Here is a 14,081-nt window from a genome sequence, read left to right as displayed (position 1 = left end):
GGCTCGGTCTGCTGGCCTCATCGCAGGCTGGCGCCAGCTCCCACAGAAACCTGAGCCAGACCCGGATATCGCCACGACTCCCTATCATTTCCCACAGGATTGGGTCCAACCAGCAATGTTGCGGTTGAGCACGGCCTGCGTGGGAGCTGGCGCCAGCCTGCGATGAGGCCAGTGCAGGTTGTGTAAAACCATGGAATCTCCCACAGAATTCATTCTCCGCCAGGCTGCGCTATCCAGACTTGCCCAGCAGTTACCCATTCCTGACTTGTTGTAAGCCTATTCCCAAACCCCTGATCCTTGCATTTCCATCCCCCTGAGAGCTGTTAGCTTCCCGTGCTTTGCACAGGAAGGCCTGCACATGAGCCGCGTCAATATCGAGGGGAAGGGCCAGGCGCTGGACGGTGATATCACCACCACCGGTGCGCGATGCATTGCCAGCAACCCCGGCTACAGCAGTGACGGCCATCAGGTCCTGCGCAACGGCGATGCCACCAGCGAGTGCCCAGGCTGCGGGCAAGTGGGTAAGGTGGTGGAGGGCATCCCTTGGTTTACCTCCGGCGGTCGTGAGGTCTGCGTCGACGGCGCGCTGGTAGCCTGCGGCTGCCCTCCAGGCAGCAACCGAGTCATCGCGCCGCTGGGCGGCGCTTCACTCCCTGCGCAAAGCGTGACGGCCTCCGGCACAAGGTCAGGTGCACTGCAGCCGGGTTTCTATATCGTCCCGCGCAGCATGTCCGGCCCGCAGGTGCTGGCTGAGGTCCTCGGGCATGACCCATTGCTGCCCATCAGCCGCGTGCAGCGGCTCAACCCCACCTTCGATCAAGGTTTCAAGGCTGGCGAACTATTCGTTCTGGGTGACCCCGACAACGCCGATGCCTGCACGCAGGAAGAAGCACACCTGATGGCGGCCGCAGCACGTGCGCGCGACGCGTTGGCGATTCTCGATGAGCAGGAAGCCAACTTCATGATGGAGCATATCGGCGAAATTGCGGGTGTTTTGAGTGGGGCAAGCCTCTCGATGGGTGTCGGACGTGACATGCTTGCAAGCGGCCTTGGTCGGGTGGAAGACACGCTAAAGGGTATTGAGCTGCTACATCAGCGCGAGTTTTCTGCACATGGGAGATTAAACAGCCCGCAGTTCTTTGAATCGCGACGGTTTTTGTATCAGCAACTGGACGCTCAATTACGCAGCGCGTTTCTGGATAAGTACCTCACGCTAGGTGGGCATGAGCGCTTACGCAAGGGGTTAGGTATTTCCACCAAGAGTCTAGTGCATCACTGGATTAAAGCAGGAACGCCTGGTTCGATACCGGGTTATACGACGCATTTGGATGAGGTCGCCAGGGCAGCAAAATATTTGAAAGCGGGTGCATTTGTAGCGATTGGATTAGGCGCAGGCTCGTCGTATTTGAAAGTAGTGGAGGCTTGTCAGGCCGGTGAAACCAACAGTTGTAAAAGGGTGCGGTTTATAGAGGTCGGTGGTTTTTCCGGAAGCGTGGCCGGAGGTGCTGCGGGCGGTAGCATTGGGGGGTTAGCAGTCAAGGCGATCTGTAATTTCGGCGTCGTGGGTAAAGCCATATGTGGGATAGCCGTTATCGGTGCAGGCTCTTTCGGAGGCACCAAGGCTGGGAGTTTCGTCGGAGAGTGGGCGGGTGATTTATTATATGAGGCCAATTATGATTGACCTTGTTGCATGGCCTGCGAGCGTGCGGTTATTCATTGTGCTGCTGCCCTTCACATTTCTGATTATCGGTACGGCAACTCAAGCATTCATCGCCCATTCTAGATACTTCAATGCGCTGCGACGCGCCTTTCGGCGTAGTAGCGGTTTTGAGGATGAAATTAATTGCTGGGGGGCCTCGACGCTGAGGTCGCGTATATTGGTGGTCAGCGCCATGAGCCTTGCCGTTATCTATCCATCGCTCGGCATTCGCCACGGGTGGTTGAGCGTTGAGGACAGCGAAGAATTCCCTCGGCGGCTGAGATGGATGTTGTTAATCAGTACCTGGAGCCTGCTGCTGGGGTTTTTGATCCTGGGAATACTCATCGCCTTCGTGAAAGTGACCAACACGTGATGCTCGGGCGCTTCATACATGTTTCGTTTGATCTTGCTCGCAGGATTCTCCTCGAGCCGTCGTTATCTAACGGCCGGGGAGGTGATGTTTGAGCGCCTTTATGATTAGTCTAAACTATTCCTCTAGTGGGTTTGAGTTGTTGGTGTTTTCTGTGCAGCTTATTGTCATTTTTTCGGGTATGGCGCTACATATGCATATTGCAACTGCAAAGCAATTTGAGTTGATGTGCAGTGCGCTTCAGCGCAGCCAATGTCTTTATGATGGCTTGGGCGGAGGCTTTTCCACGCTACACATGCGTTGTATGAAGGTCAGTTCAATGTCGGCGACGCTATTATGGCCGCAGTTTTTTATTCGCCGTGGTGAGCTGGATAAGGATGATTATCTAAGCTTTCCGCGCGGTCTTGCGAGGCGCATGAGAATAGCTTCGTGCCTGCTGCTTGTAGCGATGGTGTGGATCTCAGCTGGTTGATCGTGACGCCCCGCTACGGTAGAACATCCCCACACCCAGCAACCAGCCCAAATGCATGCCAACCTGGACCATCGCCCCCGTCAGCCGAGCCGCCACTGCCGCAACCGTGCGCTTCATCGACGGTGCCCGACGCGGCCTTTTTCCACTGCTCGCCAGCTCCCCCATGCCTGCGGACCTGGCCACCTTCAACGAAACGTATATCGACGGCCCCGGCCATTTTCTGGTCGCTCACGACCAAGGTCAGCTCATCGCCGGCATCGGCTACCTGCCCTACGATCATCGCTTTGCTCAACTGGACTATCACACCTGTAGAACGGTGGAAATCGTGCGTCTGTTCGTCGCCCCTGGCTACCGCCGCCACGGCCTGGCAGCCGCGTTGTTTGCCGCATTGCGCGAGCATGCGCTGCAGGCAGGGGTAGAGCGCTTGTACCTGCACACCCATCCATTCCTCCCGGGGGCGATCCGTTTTTGGGAACGCCAAGGGTTCGCCATCGTCGATGTCGAAAACGACCCGGTCTGGCAGACCACCCATATGCAGTGTGCGCTGCCGGTGAGGCACTCCCGATGAAAAAATGGCTTGTTCTGGCCGCTGCGTTGCTCGTGGCCTTGGTACTGAAACTTGGTTACTACACCAGTTACGAAGACGAGGAAATCAAGACCACGTTCTTTATCAAACACGGGCTGACGCCGCGCCTGCAGTTCTTCAATATTTTTGCCAATGAAGGTGATGACAAACCGCTGTATCGGCTGCGCGCCGATGAGCGTGAGATGGTCATCGACTACTGCCGTTACCGCCTGGGCATTGAAACGCGCTTGCAACGCCAGGCTGAACTTGATGCTTGTAATGTCAGATAGAAGTCAGAAACTTCCTACCTATCAATCGGTTTGAGTAACACCGTGTATATTTTCAAACCGCCTAGGGTCGCTTACCGTCTTCTTTCCATACAACCAAAGGAAGACGCACGATGCCAAACCTTGCTCTCTATAAAGTTAAATTGCTCGACGAATTCGAAGCCCGCACCGATGAATGGACCTTCGGCGATTTTGAACGCCGCTTGACCGAAGTCAATCGCCAAACCACTTATCAGGACGCCAAGGGCATCATTAACGCTGCCCATCGCCAGGGTCGATGGCCAACGACAGTGAAGCGCTATTTGCTGACCAATTTCTCGGTGTTTGGCAATGTCAGTGGCGAGTTCAATCAGACATTCGGCGAGGTAAAGGCCAGCCTTACTCCCCAAGAAAAAGAGCAGTGGAAACTGAACCAATAAGGCGTTTAAGGCGATACAAGAAGGGCCGGTGATGCGCTGGCGCGTTGGCGTAAGCCCTCGCTCAGCCAAGCCACTTCACCACCGCTGCAGGATGGACGCCGATCAGGCCAAGGATTGCCTGACGGCGCACACTTGCAGAACCGCCCACTGGGCGGCTGCACCACCCGCCTCAAGGCTGTGCCCGCAACTTCTCCAGTTGCGCAGCCAGGCGGCGCCTGGCACGGTCGGGCAGGGCTTCGGGGATCGTCGCCGCGCCGGGTTCGCCTACCTGTATCAGCATCACCATACCCATCGCCAGGTGAGGAATGCACTGGATGCCGTACAGACCTGGTGTTGCGAAGGTCTGCTCGAACGGCTGATTGATCTTGCTCTTGAATGCCACCGCGCCGTCCGGCAGCAGGCCCGCGATGCTGGCGGCGTTGTGCCCGGCCTGGGTGGGTAGAAACCGCACCGTGTCGCCAGGTGCGATACGCAGGTGGTCGGGCTCATACACCATGGCGCCATCAGCGCCGCGGTTCAACATCCTTACTTCATGCACTTCAGCTAGCGCGCCTGTGGCGGCGAATAGCGTGGTGAGCAGCAGGGCAGCAGGGCGCAGCAACATGGGCAGAACATCCTGTTCAGGGGGCGCGAAAACGCAGGATGCGCGCGCCATCGAATGGGTCGGTCAGGTAGTGGGCCTGCACACCGAAAGTGCTCAGTAAACGCTCCGGGGTCAGTACCGCTTCTGGGGTGCCAAGCGCGACCAGGCGCCCTTTGTCGAGCACCGCCAGGCGGTCGCAGGTGAGCGCCTGATTGAGGTCGTGCAGCGCCACCAAGGTGGTCACCGGCAGCGCCTGAACTTGATGCAGAAGGCTCAGTTGGTGCTGAATATCGAGGTGGTTGGTCGGCTCGTCCAGCAGCAACAACTGCGGGCGTTGGGCCAGGGCCCGGGCGATGTGCACGCGCTGGCGCTCGCCACCGGACAGCTCGCGCCAGATGCGCGTGGCCAAGTGGCTGGCATCAGCGTCCGCCAGGGCTTGCTCGACAATGGCGCGGTCGGCCTTGCTGAACGGCGCCAGTGCCGACAGCCACGGTGTGCGGCCTAGTGCCACGGCGTCGTAGACACTGATGCTGTCCTGGGTGTCGGCCTGTTGCTCCACCAGTGCAAGCAACTGTGCGACGCGCCGGCGCGGTAGCTTGGCTAATGGCTCACCGAGCAGTTCCACGCTGCCGCTACTTGGCGTAAGCAGCCCGGCGAGCAGCTTGAGCAAGGTCGATTTGCCCGAACCGTTGGGCCCTACGATGCCCAGGGTTTCGCCGGCTTTTACCGCAAGGTCGATGCCCTGCAAAACCTCGCGCCCACTCAGCCGCAAGCTCAAGCCCTGGCAGGCGAGCGGGGCGCTGACGATGGTATGCAGGAGGGTCATGGGCGGCCCCGGCGGCTGATCAGAATCAGTGCAAACACCGGTGCGCCGATCAGCGCAGTGACCACGCCCACCGGGATTACCTGCCCGCTGATCAGTGTGCGCGAAAGAATGTCAGCGACGATCAGAAACAGCGCTCCGCCGAGCGCACTGGCAGGCAGCAGGCGGCTATGCCCCGGGCCCAGCAGCAAGCGCAGGGCATGGGGGATAACCAGGCCGACAAAACCGATGGCGCCGACGATCGACACCATCACCGCCGTGACCAGCGCGGCACAACTGATCAGCAGCAGTTGCGTGCGGCGCACCGGCACCCCGAGTGAGGCGGCGGAGTCGGCGCCAAAGGTGAAGGCATCCAGCGCGCGGCGGTGCCACAGGCACACCACCAGCCCCAGCAGGGCCACAGGTAGGGCGAGCCACACCGATGGCCAGCGCACACCGCTGAGGTTGCCCAGCAGCCAGAACATGATGCCGCGGGCCTGCTCGGCGGTAGCCGACTTGGTGATCAGAAACGCCGTAAGCGCGTTGAACAGCTGCGAGCCGGCAATGCCGGCAAGAATTACCTGGGCGTTGTTGTGGCTGCTGCCGCTGGCGCGCGCCAATAGCAAAACCAGCGCGAACGCCGCCAACGCACCGACGAAAGCACCACCAGACAATGACAGCAGCGTCCCCCCCAAGCCCAGCAAACCAACTGCCACGGCGCCGGTCGATGCGCCGGCAGACAGGCCTAGCAGGTAGGGTTCGGCCAGCGGGTTGCGCAACAGCGCCTGCAGGATTACCCCGCAGGTGGCCAGGCCAGCACCACAGGCGGCAGCCACCAGCGTGCGCGGCAGGCGGTAGTTCCAGATGATGCCGGCGTCTATCGGGTCGAGCACGTGGCCTGCCTGCCACAGGTGGTTGGCCAGCACCTGGGCGACCACCTCGAAGCTCAGGCGCGTTTCGCCGATTGCGATACCGGCCAGCAGCGCTGCCAGCAAGGCAAGCAGCGCGACGGCGCCAAGAGGAAGCATGCGGTTCATGGTTGCGGTGCTTTACCGGTGGCGAAGGCCGTGGACAGGCGCTCCAGCCCAGGGAACAAGCGGATGCCGGCTTGCATGGCGTCAGCATCGAGCACTATTACGCGGCCGTTCCTGACCGCGTCCATGTTCTTTGCTACCGGGTCGCTGTGCAGGAATTCAAGCTTCTTTTCGACGTCGTCCGCCGGGAAGCGGCGGCGGTCCATGCGCGCGATGATCAGCCATGTGGGATTGGCTTTGGCCAGCGTCTCCCAGCCCACGGTCGGCCACTCCTCGTTGGACTCGACCACGTTGCGCACGCCCAGGGTTTGCAGCATGAAATCGGCCACGCCCTGGCGGCCTGCTACATAAGGGTCCATCTCAAGGTCGGCGCTGGAGAACCAGAACAGCGCGCTGGTGGCGCTGAGGTCCTTGCCGGCAAGCTGCTGGCGAGCATGCTTGAGCTTGCCTTTGAGTTGGTCATTGAGGGCCACGCCCCGCGCCTGAACGTCGAAGATTTCGGCAAGCTCGCTGATGCTTTTATAGATGCTGTCGATACGAAACGGCTGCAGGCGGGTGCCGTCGGCGCCCACCAGATTGTCCTTGCCCTCGCAGTCCGATGGCAGCAGGTAGGTCGGGATTTCAAGCTCGGCGAACTGCTCGCGGGTGCCGACCACGCCCTGGGCGCCGACCATCCACTCGAACTGCACCGCCACCAACTGCGGGCGCTTGCCGACTACGGCCTCAAAGCTTGGGTCGTTGTCCGCCAAACGCGGCACCTTGGCATTCTGTTCGGCAAACTCGGGGAGCACGTTGTTGAACCACAGCGAGGTGCCCGCAAGCTTCTCACCAAGGCCCAAGGCATAGAGCATTTCGGTGCCGGCCTGGCCGATGGTCACTGCACGCTCCGGGGCTTGGGCGAAGGTCTGCGCTACACCGCAGTTGTCGACGGTCAGCGGGTAGTGCGTGGCGCCAGCATGGGCAGCACATGCCAGCGACAGGCTGGCGAGCAGTGTGGCGAAACGGGGCAGCATGAGGGGCGATCTCCTATCGGGCTGTGTACGGCATGAACACACGGACAGGCATCGCAAGGCCCATTGCGGCCGGCAACGGACAGCACCCGCAAGGGGTGGAGATGGCCATCCCGGACACCCCGCCGGTTGGTGAATGTGCGCCGGCAGGTCTCCTGACTGGTGCGTCCTGGCCCTGCGCCAGCCTTCCCGGAGGTTCGCTCCAGTGGCATTGATGGCGCGGGCTCGGCACCTACAGTTGCGGGGGCAGTTCCCGTTGGCTTGCCACTGGCAAGCCGGGGATTCCCTGTTAGTTCCCTGGGGAAACCGGCGGACGGCATGGTAGACCATCAGCCGCCAGGGGGAAACGTTTTTGCTGCCCACATAAACCACAGCGCGGTGTAGGGGCAGATAGTGGCATTACAGATACTTGAGCCAGGCGATATCCCGCCGGCGAGCCTTCAACTGCGCGAACCAACGCACTGGCAGGTAAAGGGCAGCCGCCAGTACCACTGCCACCAGCCAAACCGCACTGATAGCCTCAAAACCGAAATACCCGCCACGGTTGAGCCCAAACACCGCCACGCAGGCGAGGTACAACAGCTTCAGCACATACAGGTGCAGCAGGTAGAAGAACATGGGCGCCGCGCCAAACACTGTCAGCGCGTTGATCCAGCGGGTAGTCCCGGCTCGTTCGAAGCCGCGCAGTAACAACAGCCCACAGCCCAGCGTCAGGGTCAGAAACACCAGCGACGGCGGGTACTTGGTGATGTTGAAAAAGCTCATCACACTTTGCGTGACGTTCGCGTAGCTGCTCCATGGCGCTTCGCCGTAGCCATTGATCAGGCGCAGCAGCGCGAACCCAAGCAGTGCCGCGCTACCGGCCAGCAACAGGCGCTTTTGCCGGGCCCCTGCCTGGCTGGCACGGCCAAACCACGGCCCAAGGCCATAGCCTATGGCAATTACGCCAATCCACGGCAGCACTGGGTAGGAAGTGCGCAGGCGCAGGCTGTCGCAGGCTTGCAGCCAGCCACGGTCATGCAGGATGGCCCACGGCACGTGCAGTGCCGACTCAGGCCCAAAATGCAGGGCATCGAGCAGGTTATGCCCGGCAATGATCACTGTGCCCAGGGTGATGAGCGCAGCGCGCGGCAGCCACACCAGTACGGACAGGGCAATCATGCTGATGCCAATCGCCCAGATGACCTGCAGGTAGATCACCGTCGGCGGCAACTGGAAGGTCCAGGCGAAGTTGACCAGAGTGAATTCCAGCGCCACCAGAAACAGTCCGCGCTTGAACAGAAACGCCGAGACATCCCCACGGCCCTGGTACTTCTCGCCGTACAGCCAGGCTGACAGCCCTGTGAGCAGCACGAACACAGGTGCGCACAAGTGGGCGAGGGTGCGGCTGGCAAACAGACCGGGGTCGGTCAGTTCGACGTTCATCGGGTCGCTGACCTGATGATGCATGAAGAACGTCTCACGCACGTGGTCGAGCAGCATGAAGAGAATCACCAGCCCGCGCAGGGCGTCAATGCTCTGCAGGCGCTGGGATAGCAGGGTAGGGGGGGCTGATGCGCTTGTCATGGAGGAGAGGTCACAGGCAGAAAGATCACGATAAGAAACGTTATCTTATAACCATGCACCTACCGATTCACAGCGTTTTTTGGACCTTCGAGCCCAAAGCTACAAGCTGCAAGAAAGCGCCAATCCGCTTTTGCTTGCCGCTTGCTCCTCACGCCACCTTGAACACATGCCGCAGATAGCTCACGAAATTCTCGTCCCGGCATTGGGTCTTGCCTGGGCTGTCGGAAATCTTGGCCACAGGGGCGCCGTTGCAGGCGGTCATCTTGATCACCATGTTCATCGGCGCCACACCCGGAATATCGCAGGTGAGGTTGGTGCCAATACCGAAGCTTACGTGAATGCGGCCGCTCAGTGCCCGGTACAGTTCGAGCATCTTGGCGAAGTCCAGCCCGTCGGAGAAGATCAGCGTCTTGCTTTGCGGGTCGATGCCCAGGCGCTGGTAGTGGGCGATGGCTTTTTCGGCCCAGACCAATGGGTCGCCGGAGTCGTGGCGCAGGCCGTCGAACAACTTGGCAAAATACAGATCGAAGTCCTGCATGAACGCATCCATGCCGATGCAGTCGGTCAGGGCGATACCCAACTGCCCGCGGTATTCGCGAACCCAGCATTCCAGCGCAGCAGCCTGGCTGTCGACCAGGCGTGGGCCGAGTTGCTGGTGCGCCATGAACCATTCATGGGCCATGGTGCCGATGGGTTTCAAGTCGTACTCGCGGGCCAGGTGTACGTTGCTGGTGCCGACGAAGCGCCCGGGGAAGTCCCGCTTGAGAATGTGCACCACCTCTTCCTGCACCCGGTACGAGAAGCGCCGCCGGGTGCCGAAGTCGGCCAGCTGCAAGCCGGCCAGTTCATCGGCACTGGCCTCGGCCTTGAGCCAATCAAGCTTCTGGTAGAGGCGCTCGCCGACTTGCTCGATGACCACGTCGCGGTACCGGTAGCGGTTGCGCACCTCGCTGATGATCGCCAGTAACGGGATTTCGAACAGGATCACGTGCAGCCACGGCCCGCGCACGCGGATGGCCAGTTGCCCGGCATCGTCCAGGCCTACCTGCACGTAGCGCAGGTTGAAGCGGAACAGGCTGAGGAAGCGAATGAAGTCCGGCTTGATGAACGGGATCTTCTCAAGGTAGGCCAACTGGTCCAGGGTGACCGACAGCTCGCTCAACTGCTCGACCTGGTAGCGGATCTCGGCCAGGTACGGCGCCAGGTCTTCGTTGTTGCGGCAGCGGAATTCCCATTCCACTTCGGCGTTGGGGTAGTTGTGCAGCACCGCCTGCATCATGGTGATCTTGTAGAAGTCGGTGTCCAGCAGGTTCTGAACGATCCGTGGGCCGAATACGCTGTCGGTCATGGGCGGGGCTCCTTGAGGGCGGTGAGTTGGGTGTCTAGCGCTTGTTCGTCGGCGCACAGGTAGATACCGGCGGCTTGCATCTCGCTGCATGCGGCGTTGGCGCCATCGGCACTCAGGGCGCAGCAGGCCGGCAGGTACAGCAGCACTTCGAAGCCCGCCCGGCGCAGTTGCAGGGCAGTGGTGCGCACGCAGTAGTCCAGGGCCAGGCCGCCGACGATGATCGCCTGCACCTGCTGCACCTTGAGGTATTCGATGGCGCCGGTGGAGCGGCGTTCGGCCAGGTCGTGGTAGCAGGCGCCGTAGGGGTGCAGGTCTGGCTCCACGCCTTTCCAGACGAAGTAGTCGTAGTCGATGGGGGCGGGCAGGCCAGGTAGCAGCTCGAAGCCTGCGGTGCCGGGGACGCAGTGGCTGACCCAGGTCAGGTCGGCATTGGCCAGCGTCAGCGGTTGCAGCATTTGCCCGTGTTCGGCGACAGCCCAGGCCGCATTGGCTGGGTGGGCGTCCTTGCTGCCCAGGCGCAGGTCGGCGCGGCGGGCCATGGCGTTGAGCGCCGGGGCGATCAGCTCGCCACCCGGCACCGGCAGCTCGTGCGGGGCGTTGCTGGTAAAGCCATTTTGGGCGTCAACATCGAAGCTTGCGATTTTCATCTGAGGGGTCTCCCCGGCTGGAATGGGTACATAATCCATCTGGTGCACTAAGTGTGTCAAGGCCGGCCAACCAAATAATTTGTTGCTTGCCCTATTTAATTGCTCTGGTGGAATATAGGCAGGTTCTCAGAGGGGAGGCATCAAGTGAGCACAGCAGAAGTCCTGGCCAGCGTAGATATCGTTGCCCTGCGCCTGTCACCGCATAATCTGCGCCTTCAGGTGCTGCTGCATCAGCGCGAGCGTGAGCCGCATGCCGGGCAGTGGGCGTTGCCCGGTGTCATCGTCAATGGCCGCAGCGCCGATAGCAGCCTCGATGCCGCTGCTGCCCGCGCGTTGAGCGAAAAGGCCCTGGTGCAACCACGGCATCTGGAGCAAGTGGGGACCGAGGGCAATGCCGTGCGCGATCCGCGTGGCTGGTCATTGAGCACCTATTACCTGGCGCTGCTCGACCCGGACACGGCCCTGCAAAGCGAGCATCTAGCCTTTCACGACCTTGACAGCCTGTTGACCGGCAAGCAGGCGCTGCCGTTCGATCACCGGCTGTTGGTTGAGCGCGCTGGCGAGCGCCTGGCTGCCAAAAGCCTGTATACCAACTTGCCGCTGTACCTGGTGCCGGAGCGCTTCACGGTGCTCGATGCCCTGGCCGCGATGCAGGCGTGCCTGGGCCAGCCAGTTAATGGCACTTCGGTGCGCAAGCGCCTTGAGCGCATGAAAGGCGAGGGCTGGGTGGTCGATACCGGCGACAAGAACCAGCCGCGCCTGGGCCGCCCGCAGCAGTTGTATCGGCACACTCCGCGTGAGCCTCGTGGGTTCGTGTTTGACCGCAGCCTGCTCGCCGGCGGTTGAAACAGTCGATGCACATTTGCCCTTGACCTGGCCCTGCCAGTTGCTGTTGAATGCGCGCCTTCAAACCCCTGCAACCTTTTTCCAAGTGGTGAAGCCAGTGCCCTGCCTCAGCCAACACGCCTGATACCGACGACGGTCCATCTTGCCTGATGGCTGCCTGCGCCTGTGCGCGGCGGCGCTTCATCGCCATGCCTGCCTGATCCTGTCGTCGGTTTTTCCCAATTTCTGTGGAGAAACCCATGAACATGGATTTTCGTGCCGATGCGCACACCCTTGATCTGCTCAAATACCCCCGCACGCCGCACTTGCAAGGCTCACGCCTGCAGGATGGCGACACTGACGACGGCCAGGTTCGCTACAGCGCTCTGGCCGGTGCCTGGCTTGTGGTAGAAGAAAAACTCGACGGCGCTAACGCCGGCATCAGCTTTACCCAAGGTGGCGAGCTGCGTTTGCAATCGCGTGGCCATTACCTCACCGGAGGCGGGCGCGAGCGACAGTTCAACCTGTTCAAGCAGTGGGCGGTAGCCCATGAACACTGGTTGCTCGAACGCCTGGAAGACCGCTTCGTGCTGTACGGCGAGTGGCTGCACAAGAAGCATTCGGTGTTCTACGACCGTCTGCCGCATTACTTCTGCGAGTTCGATGTCTGGGACCGGGCCAGGGGCCTGTTCCTGTCCACTGAAGCGCGCCGGCGCCTGCTCGATGGTGGGCCGGTGCTGTCGGTGCCGGTGCTGTATGAGGGGCCGGCCCCGGCGCGTTATGCCGATTTGATGGCACTGGTGGGCGACTCATTGGCCAAGAGCGCGCAGTGGCGCGAGGTATTCGCCCAGGTGGTGCAGCGCGAGGGCCTGGACCTGGCCCGCGCCTGGCGCCAATGCGATCACTCCAGCCGCATGGAGGGTCTGTACCTGAAGCTTGAAGACCACCAGCAGACCCTGGGGCGGCTCAAATGGGTACGGCAGGATTTTGTGCAGGCAATCCTTGATGCCGACCAGCACCATGCCAGCCAACCGTTCATCCCGAATCAACTGGCCGACGGCGTCGACCTTTACGCACCGAGCCTGTCCATGGACTGGCACGGCCCGCGCCGTGGCTACTGAAGGAGCATCCGGAAATGGATATTCGACACTTGCAACAGCTGGTGCCCGCACCCGGGCACGACATGGACGCATCGGCGTGCCTTGCGGTTATCCCGGCGCTGGCTCGCCTGGCGGACACCCCGCAAGACCCGACCTACCACGCCGAGGGCGACGTCTGGATTCATACGCGCATGGTGGTGCAGGCATTGCTGGCGCAGCGCGCCTACCAGCAGGCCACGGCGGACCAGCGTTTTGTGTTGTTTTTTGCAGCCTTGCTGCACGACATCGCCAAACCCGATACCACCGTCATCGACCCCGAAACCGGGCGTATCGGCCAGCCCGGCCACTCCCGGCGTGGGGCGGTGGATGCGCGCTTGCTGCTGTGGCGGGCGGGCGTACCGTTCGCGTTGCGCGAGCAGATCTGCAGAATCATCGCGGTGCATCAGTTGCCGTTCTTCGCCCTGCAAGGCGACCGCAGCGGGCGCAGCGCGGAGTTCCTGCTGCACAAGCTGTCCTGGGAGCTGCCGGTCTGGATGCTGTGTGCCATTGCCGAGGCTGACATGGAGGGCCGGCACTTCAGTGGCAAGGCCGATGTGCTGACGGCCATCGAGGTGTGGCGCGAGCTGGCTGCAGAAGAAGGCTGCCTGCATGGGCCCCGTGCATTTGCCGATGACTACACGCGCATCCAGTACCTGCGCGGTGCGCGGGTGCATCCGGACTACTCGTTGCACCAACCCCAGGGCTCGCAGGTGCTGATGTTGTCGGGCCTGCCGGCCAGTGGCAAAGATACCTGGGCCGCCGAGCATCACCCGCAACTGCCGGTCGTGTCGTTTGACGACGCGCGGCAGGCGTTGGGCTTGCGCCATGGGCAGAACGAAGGGGCGGCGGCGCACTACGCCATTGACCGCGCCAAGGCCCTGTTGCGCGAGCACCGGCCGTTTGTGTGGAACTCGACGCACCTGTCGGCGCAGATGCGCAGCCGCACACTGGATTTGCTGTACGGTTATGGCGCGCAGGTGCAGATGGTGTACCTGGAGCGCCCGGAGGGCGAAATCATGCGGCGCAACCAGCGGCGCGACACCTCGCTGCGTAACGATGACATCCGCCGGATGCTGTTCAAGTGGGAGGTGCCGTTGCCCACTGAGGCGCACCAAGTGACTTACCAGGTGGTGACCGGGTGAGGGTAGCTGTTCGTTAATCGAACAGGCTTTTCGTCGGGTTCATTGCCTGAAGCTTCGCAAACTTCATACGATGCTGGTTATGTGCCCGCGGCCTCGGCCGCGGCGCAACGAATCTGACCGTGACCACAGGCCACAAGCCTAGTAGGAAACGGCACACAATAACGACGTCACCG

Annotated in this window: 16 protein-coding genes and 1 riboswitch; of the genes, 9 read left to right on the top strand and 7 right to left on the bottom strand. The window is 61.4% G+C overall.

What is annotated here, in order from left to right; translation table 11 throughout:
* Positions 1-358: 358 nt before the first annotated feature.
* The 6 genes from HU720_RS10350 (at position 359) to HU720_RS10325 (ending at position 3,812) form a co-directional block, all read left to right on the top strand.
* Positions 359-1,681 carry a PAAR domain-containing protein gene (locus tag HU720_RS10350; RefSeq protein WP_186519798.1) on the top strand — a complete coding sequence of 441 codons (1,323 nt, stop codon included), beginning with the start codon at positions 359-361 and terminating at the stop codon, positions 1,679-1,681.
* Entirely contained in the window at positions 1,674-2,072 is a 399-nt protein-coding gene (locus HU720_RS10345; RefSeq protein ID WP_186519796.1) for a hypothetical protein, read from the top strand. Before HU720_RS10350 ends, HU720_RS10345 begins: the two co-directional genes overlap by 8 nt.
* Positions 2,073-2,160: 88 nt before the next feature.
* A complete protein-coding gene (locus tag HU720_RS10340; RefSeq protein ID WP_186519794.1) occupies positions 2,161-2,541 on the top strand; it encodes a hypothetical protein in 381 nt (126 codons plus the stop codon).
* 55 nt (positions 2,542-2,596) lie between these two features.
* On the top strand, positions 2,597-3,109 hold the full coding sequence (locus HU720_RS10335) for a GNAT family N-acetyltransferase (RefSeq protein WP_186519792.1): 513 nt from the start codon (positions 2,597-2,599) through the stop codon (positions 3,107-3,109).
* Entirely contained in the window at positions 3,106-3,396 is a 291-nt protein-coding gene (locus HU720_RS10330) for a hypothetical protein (RefSeq protein WP_186519790.1), read from the top strand. The genes HU720_RS10335 and HU720_RS10330 overlap by 4 nt, the downstream gene beginning before the upstream one ends.
* Before the next feature lie 110 nt (positions 3,397-3,506).
* Complete coding sequence (locus tag HU720_RS10325) at positions 3,507-3,812, top strand: hypothetical protein (RefSeq protein WP_186519788.1); 306 nt, start codon at positions 3,507-3,509, stop codon at positions 3,810-3,812.
* Between the two features lie 169 nt (positions 3,813-3,981).
* Here the strand turns inward: HU720_RS10325 and HU720_RS10320 are convergent, their stop codons facing one another.
* The 7 genes from HU720_RS10320 to HU720_RS10290 form a co-directional block, all read right to left on the bottom strand.
* Positions 3,982-4,416: a pseudoazurin gene (locus HU720_RS10320; RefSeq protein WP_186519786.1), complete on the bottom strand. Its 435-nt coding sequence runs from the start codon at positions 4,414-4,416 to the stop codon at positions 3,982-3,984.
* A gap of 16 nt (positions 4,417-4,432) precedes the next feature.
* Complete coding sequence (locus tag HU720_RS10315) at positions 4,433-5,221, bottom strand: ABC transporter ATP-binding protein (protein ID WP_186519784.1); 789 nt, start codon at positions 5,219-5,221, stop codon at positions 4,433-4,435.
* Positions 5,218-6,234 carry an iron ABC transporter permease gene (locus HU720_RS10310; protein ID WP_186519782.1) on the bottom strand — a complete coding sequence of 339 codons (1,017 nt, stop codon included), beginning with the start codon at positions 6,232-6,234 and terminating at the stop codon, positions 5,218-5,220. Before HU720_RS10310 ends, HU720_RS10315 begins: the two co-directional genes overlap by 4 nt.
* Positions 6,231-7,244, bottom strand: a complete 1,014-nt coding sequence (locus tag HU720_RS10305) for an ABC transporter substrate-binding protein (protein WP_186519780.1) — start codon at positions 7,242-7,244, stop codon at positions 6,231-6,233. Before HU720_RS10305 ends, HU720_RS10310 begins: the two co-directional genes overlap by 4 nt.
* 124 nt (positions 7,245-7,368) lie before the next feature.
* Positions 7,369-7,567: riboswitch (cobalamin riboswitch) on the bottom strand.
* A gap of 73 nt (positions 7,568-7,640) precedes the next feature.
* Positions 7,641-8,807 (bottom strand): heparan-alpha-glucosaminide N-acetyltransferase domain-containing protein, encoded by a 1,167-nt coding sequence (locus tag HU720_RS10300; protein WP_186519778.1) that lies wholly within the window; start codon positions 8,805-8,807, stop codon positions 7,641-7,643.
* Positions 8,808-8,955: 148 nt separating this feature from the next.
* Positions 8,956-10,155 carry a nicotinate phosphoribosyltransferase gene (gene pncB / locus HU720_RS10295; protein ID WP_186519776.1) on the bottom strand — a complete coding sequence of 400 codons (1,200 nt, stop codon included), beginning with the start codon at positions 10,153-10,155 and terminating at the stop codon, positions 8,956-8,958.
* Positions 10,152-10,802: a nicotinamidase gene (locus HU720_RS10290; RefSeq protein WP_186519774.1), complete on the bottom strand. Its 651-nt coding sequence runs from the start codon at positions 10,800-10,802 to the stop codon at positions 10,152-10,154. The genes pncB and HU720_RS10290 overlap by 4 nt, the downstream gene beginning before the upstream one ends.
* Before the next feature lie 144 nt (positions 10,803-10,946).
* On the opposite strand from HU720_RS10290, the gene HU720_RS10285 reads away from it, so the two are divergent.
* The 3 genes from HU720_RS10285 to HU720_RS10275 all read left to right on the top strand — a co-directional run bounded on the left by HU720_RS10285 (position 10,947) and on the right by HU720_RS10275 (position 13,908).
* Complete coding sequence (locus tag HU720_RS10285) at positions 10,947-11,648, top strand: NUDIX hydrolase (RefSeq protein ID WP_186519772.1); 702 nt, start codon at positions 10,947-10,949, stop codon at positions 11,646-11,648.
* A gap of 239 nt (positions 11,649-11,887) precedes the next feature.
* On the top strand, positions 11,888-12,748 hold the full coding sequence (locus HU720_RS10280) for an RNA ligase family protein (RefSeq protein WP_186519770.1): 861 nt from the start codon (positions 11,888-11,890) through the stop codon (positions 12,746-12,748).
* A gap of 14 nt (positions 12,749-12,762) precedes the next feature.
* The gene (locus tag HU720_RS10275) at positions 12,763-13,908 is read left to right on the top strand and encodes an AAA family ATPase (protein WP_186519768.1); all 1,146 of its coding nucleotides are present in this window, start codon (positions 12,763-12,765) and stop codon (positions 13,906-13,908) included.
* The last annotated feature ends 173 nt before the right edge of the window (positions 13,909-14,081 follow it).

The organism is Pseudomonas sp. SWRI51 (assembly GCF_014268825.1).
Lineage (GTDB): Bacteria > Pseudomonadota > Gammaproteobacteria > Pseudomonadales > Pseudomonadaceae > Aquipseudomonas > Aquipseudomonas farsensis.
This window is presented reverse-complemented; position numbering and strand designations above follow the sequence as displayed.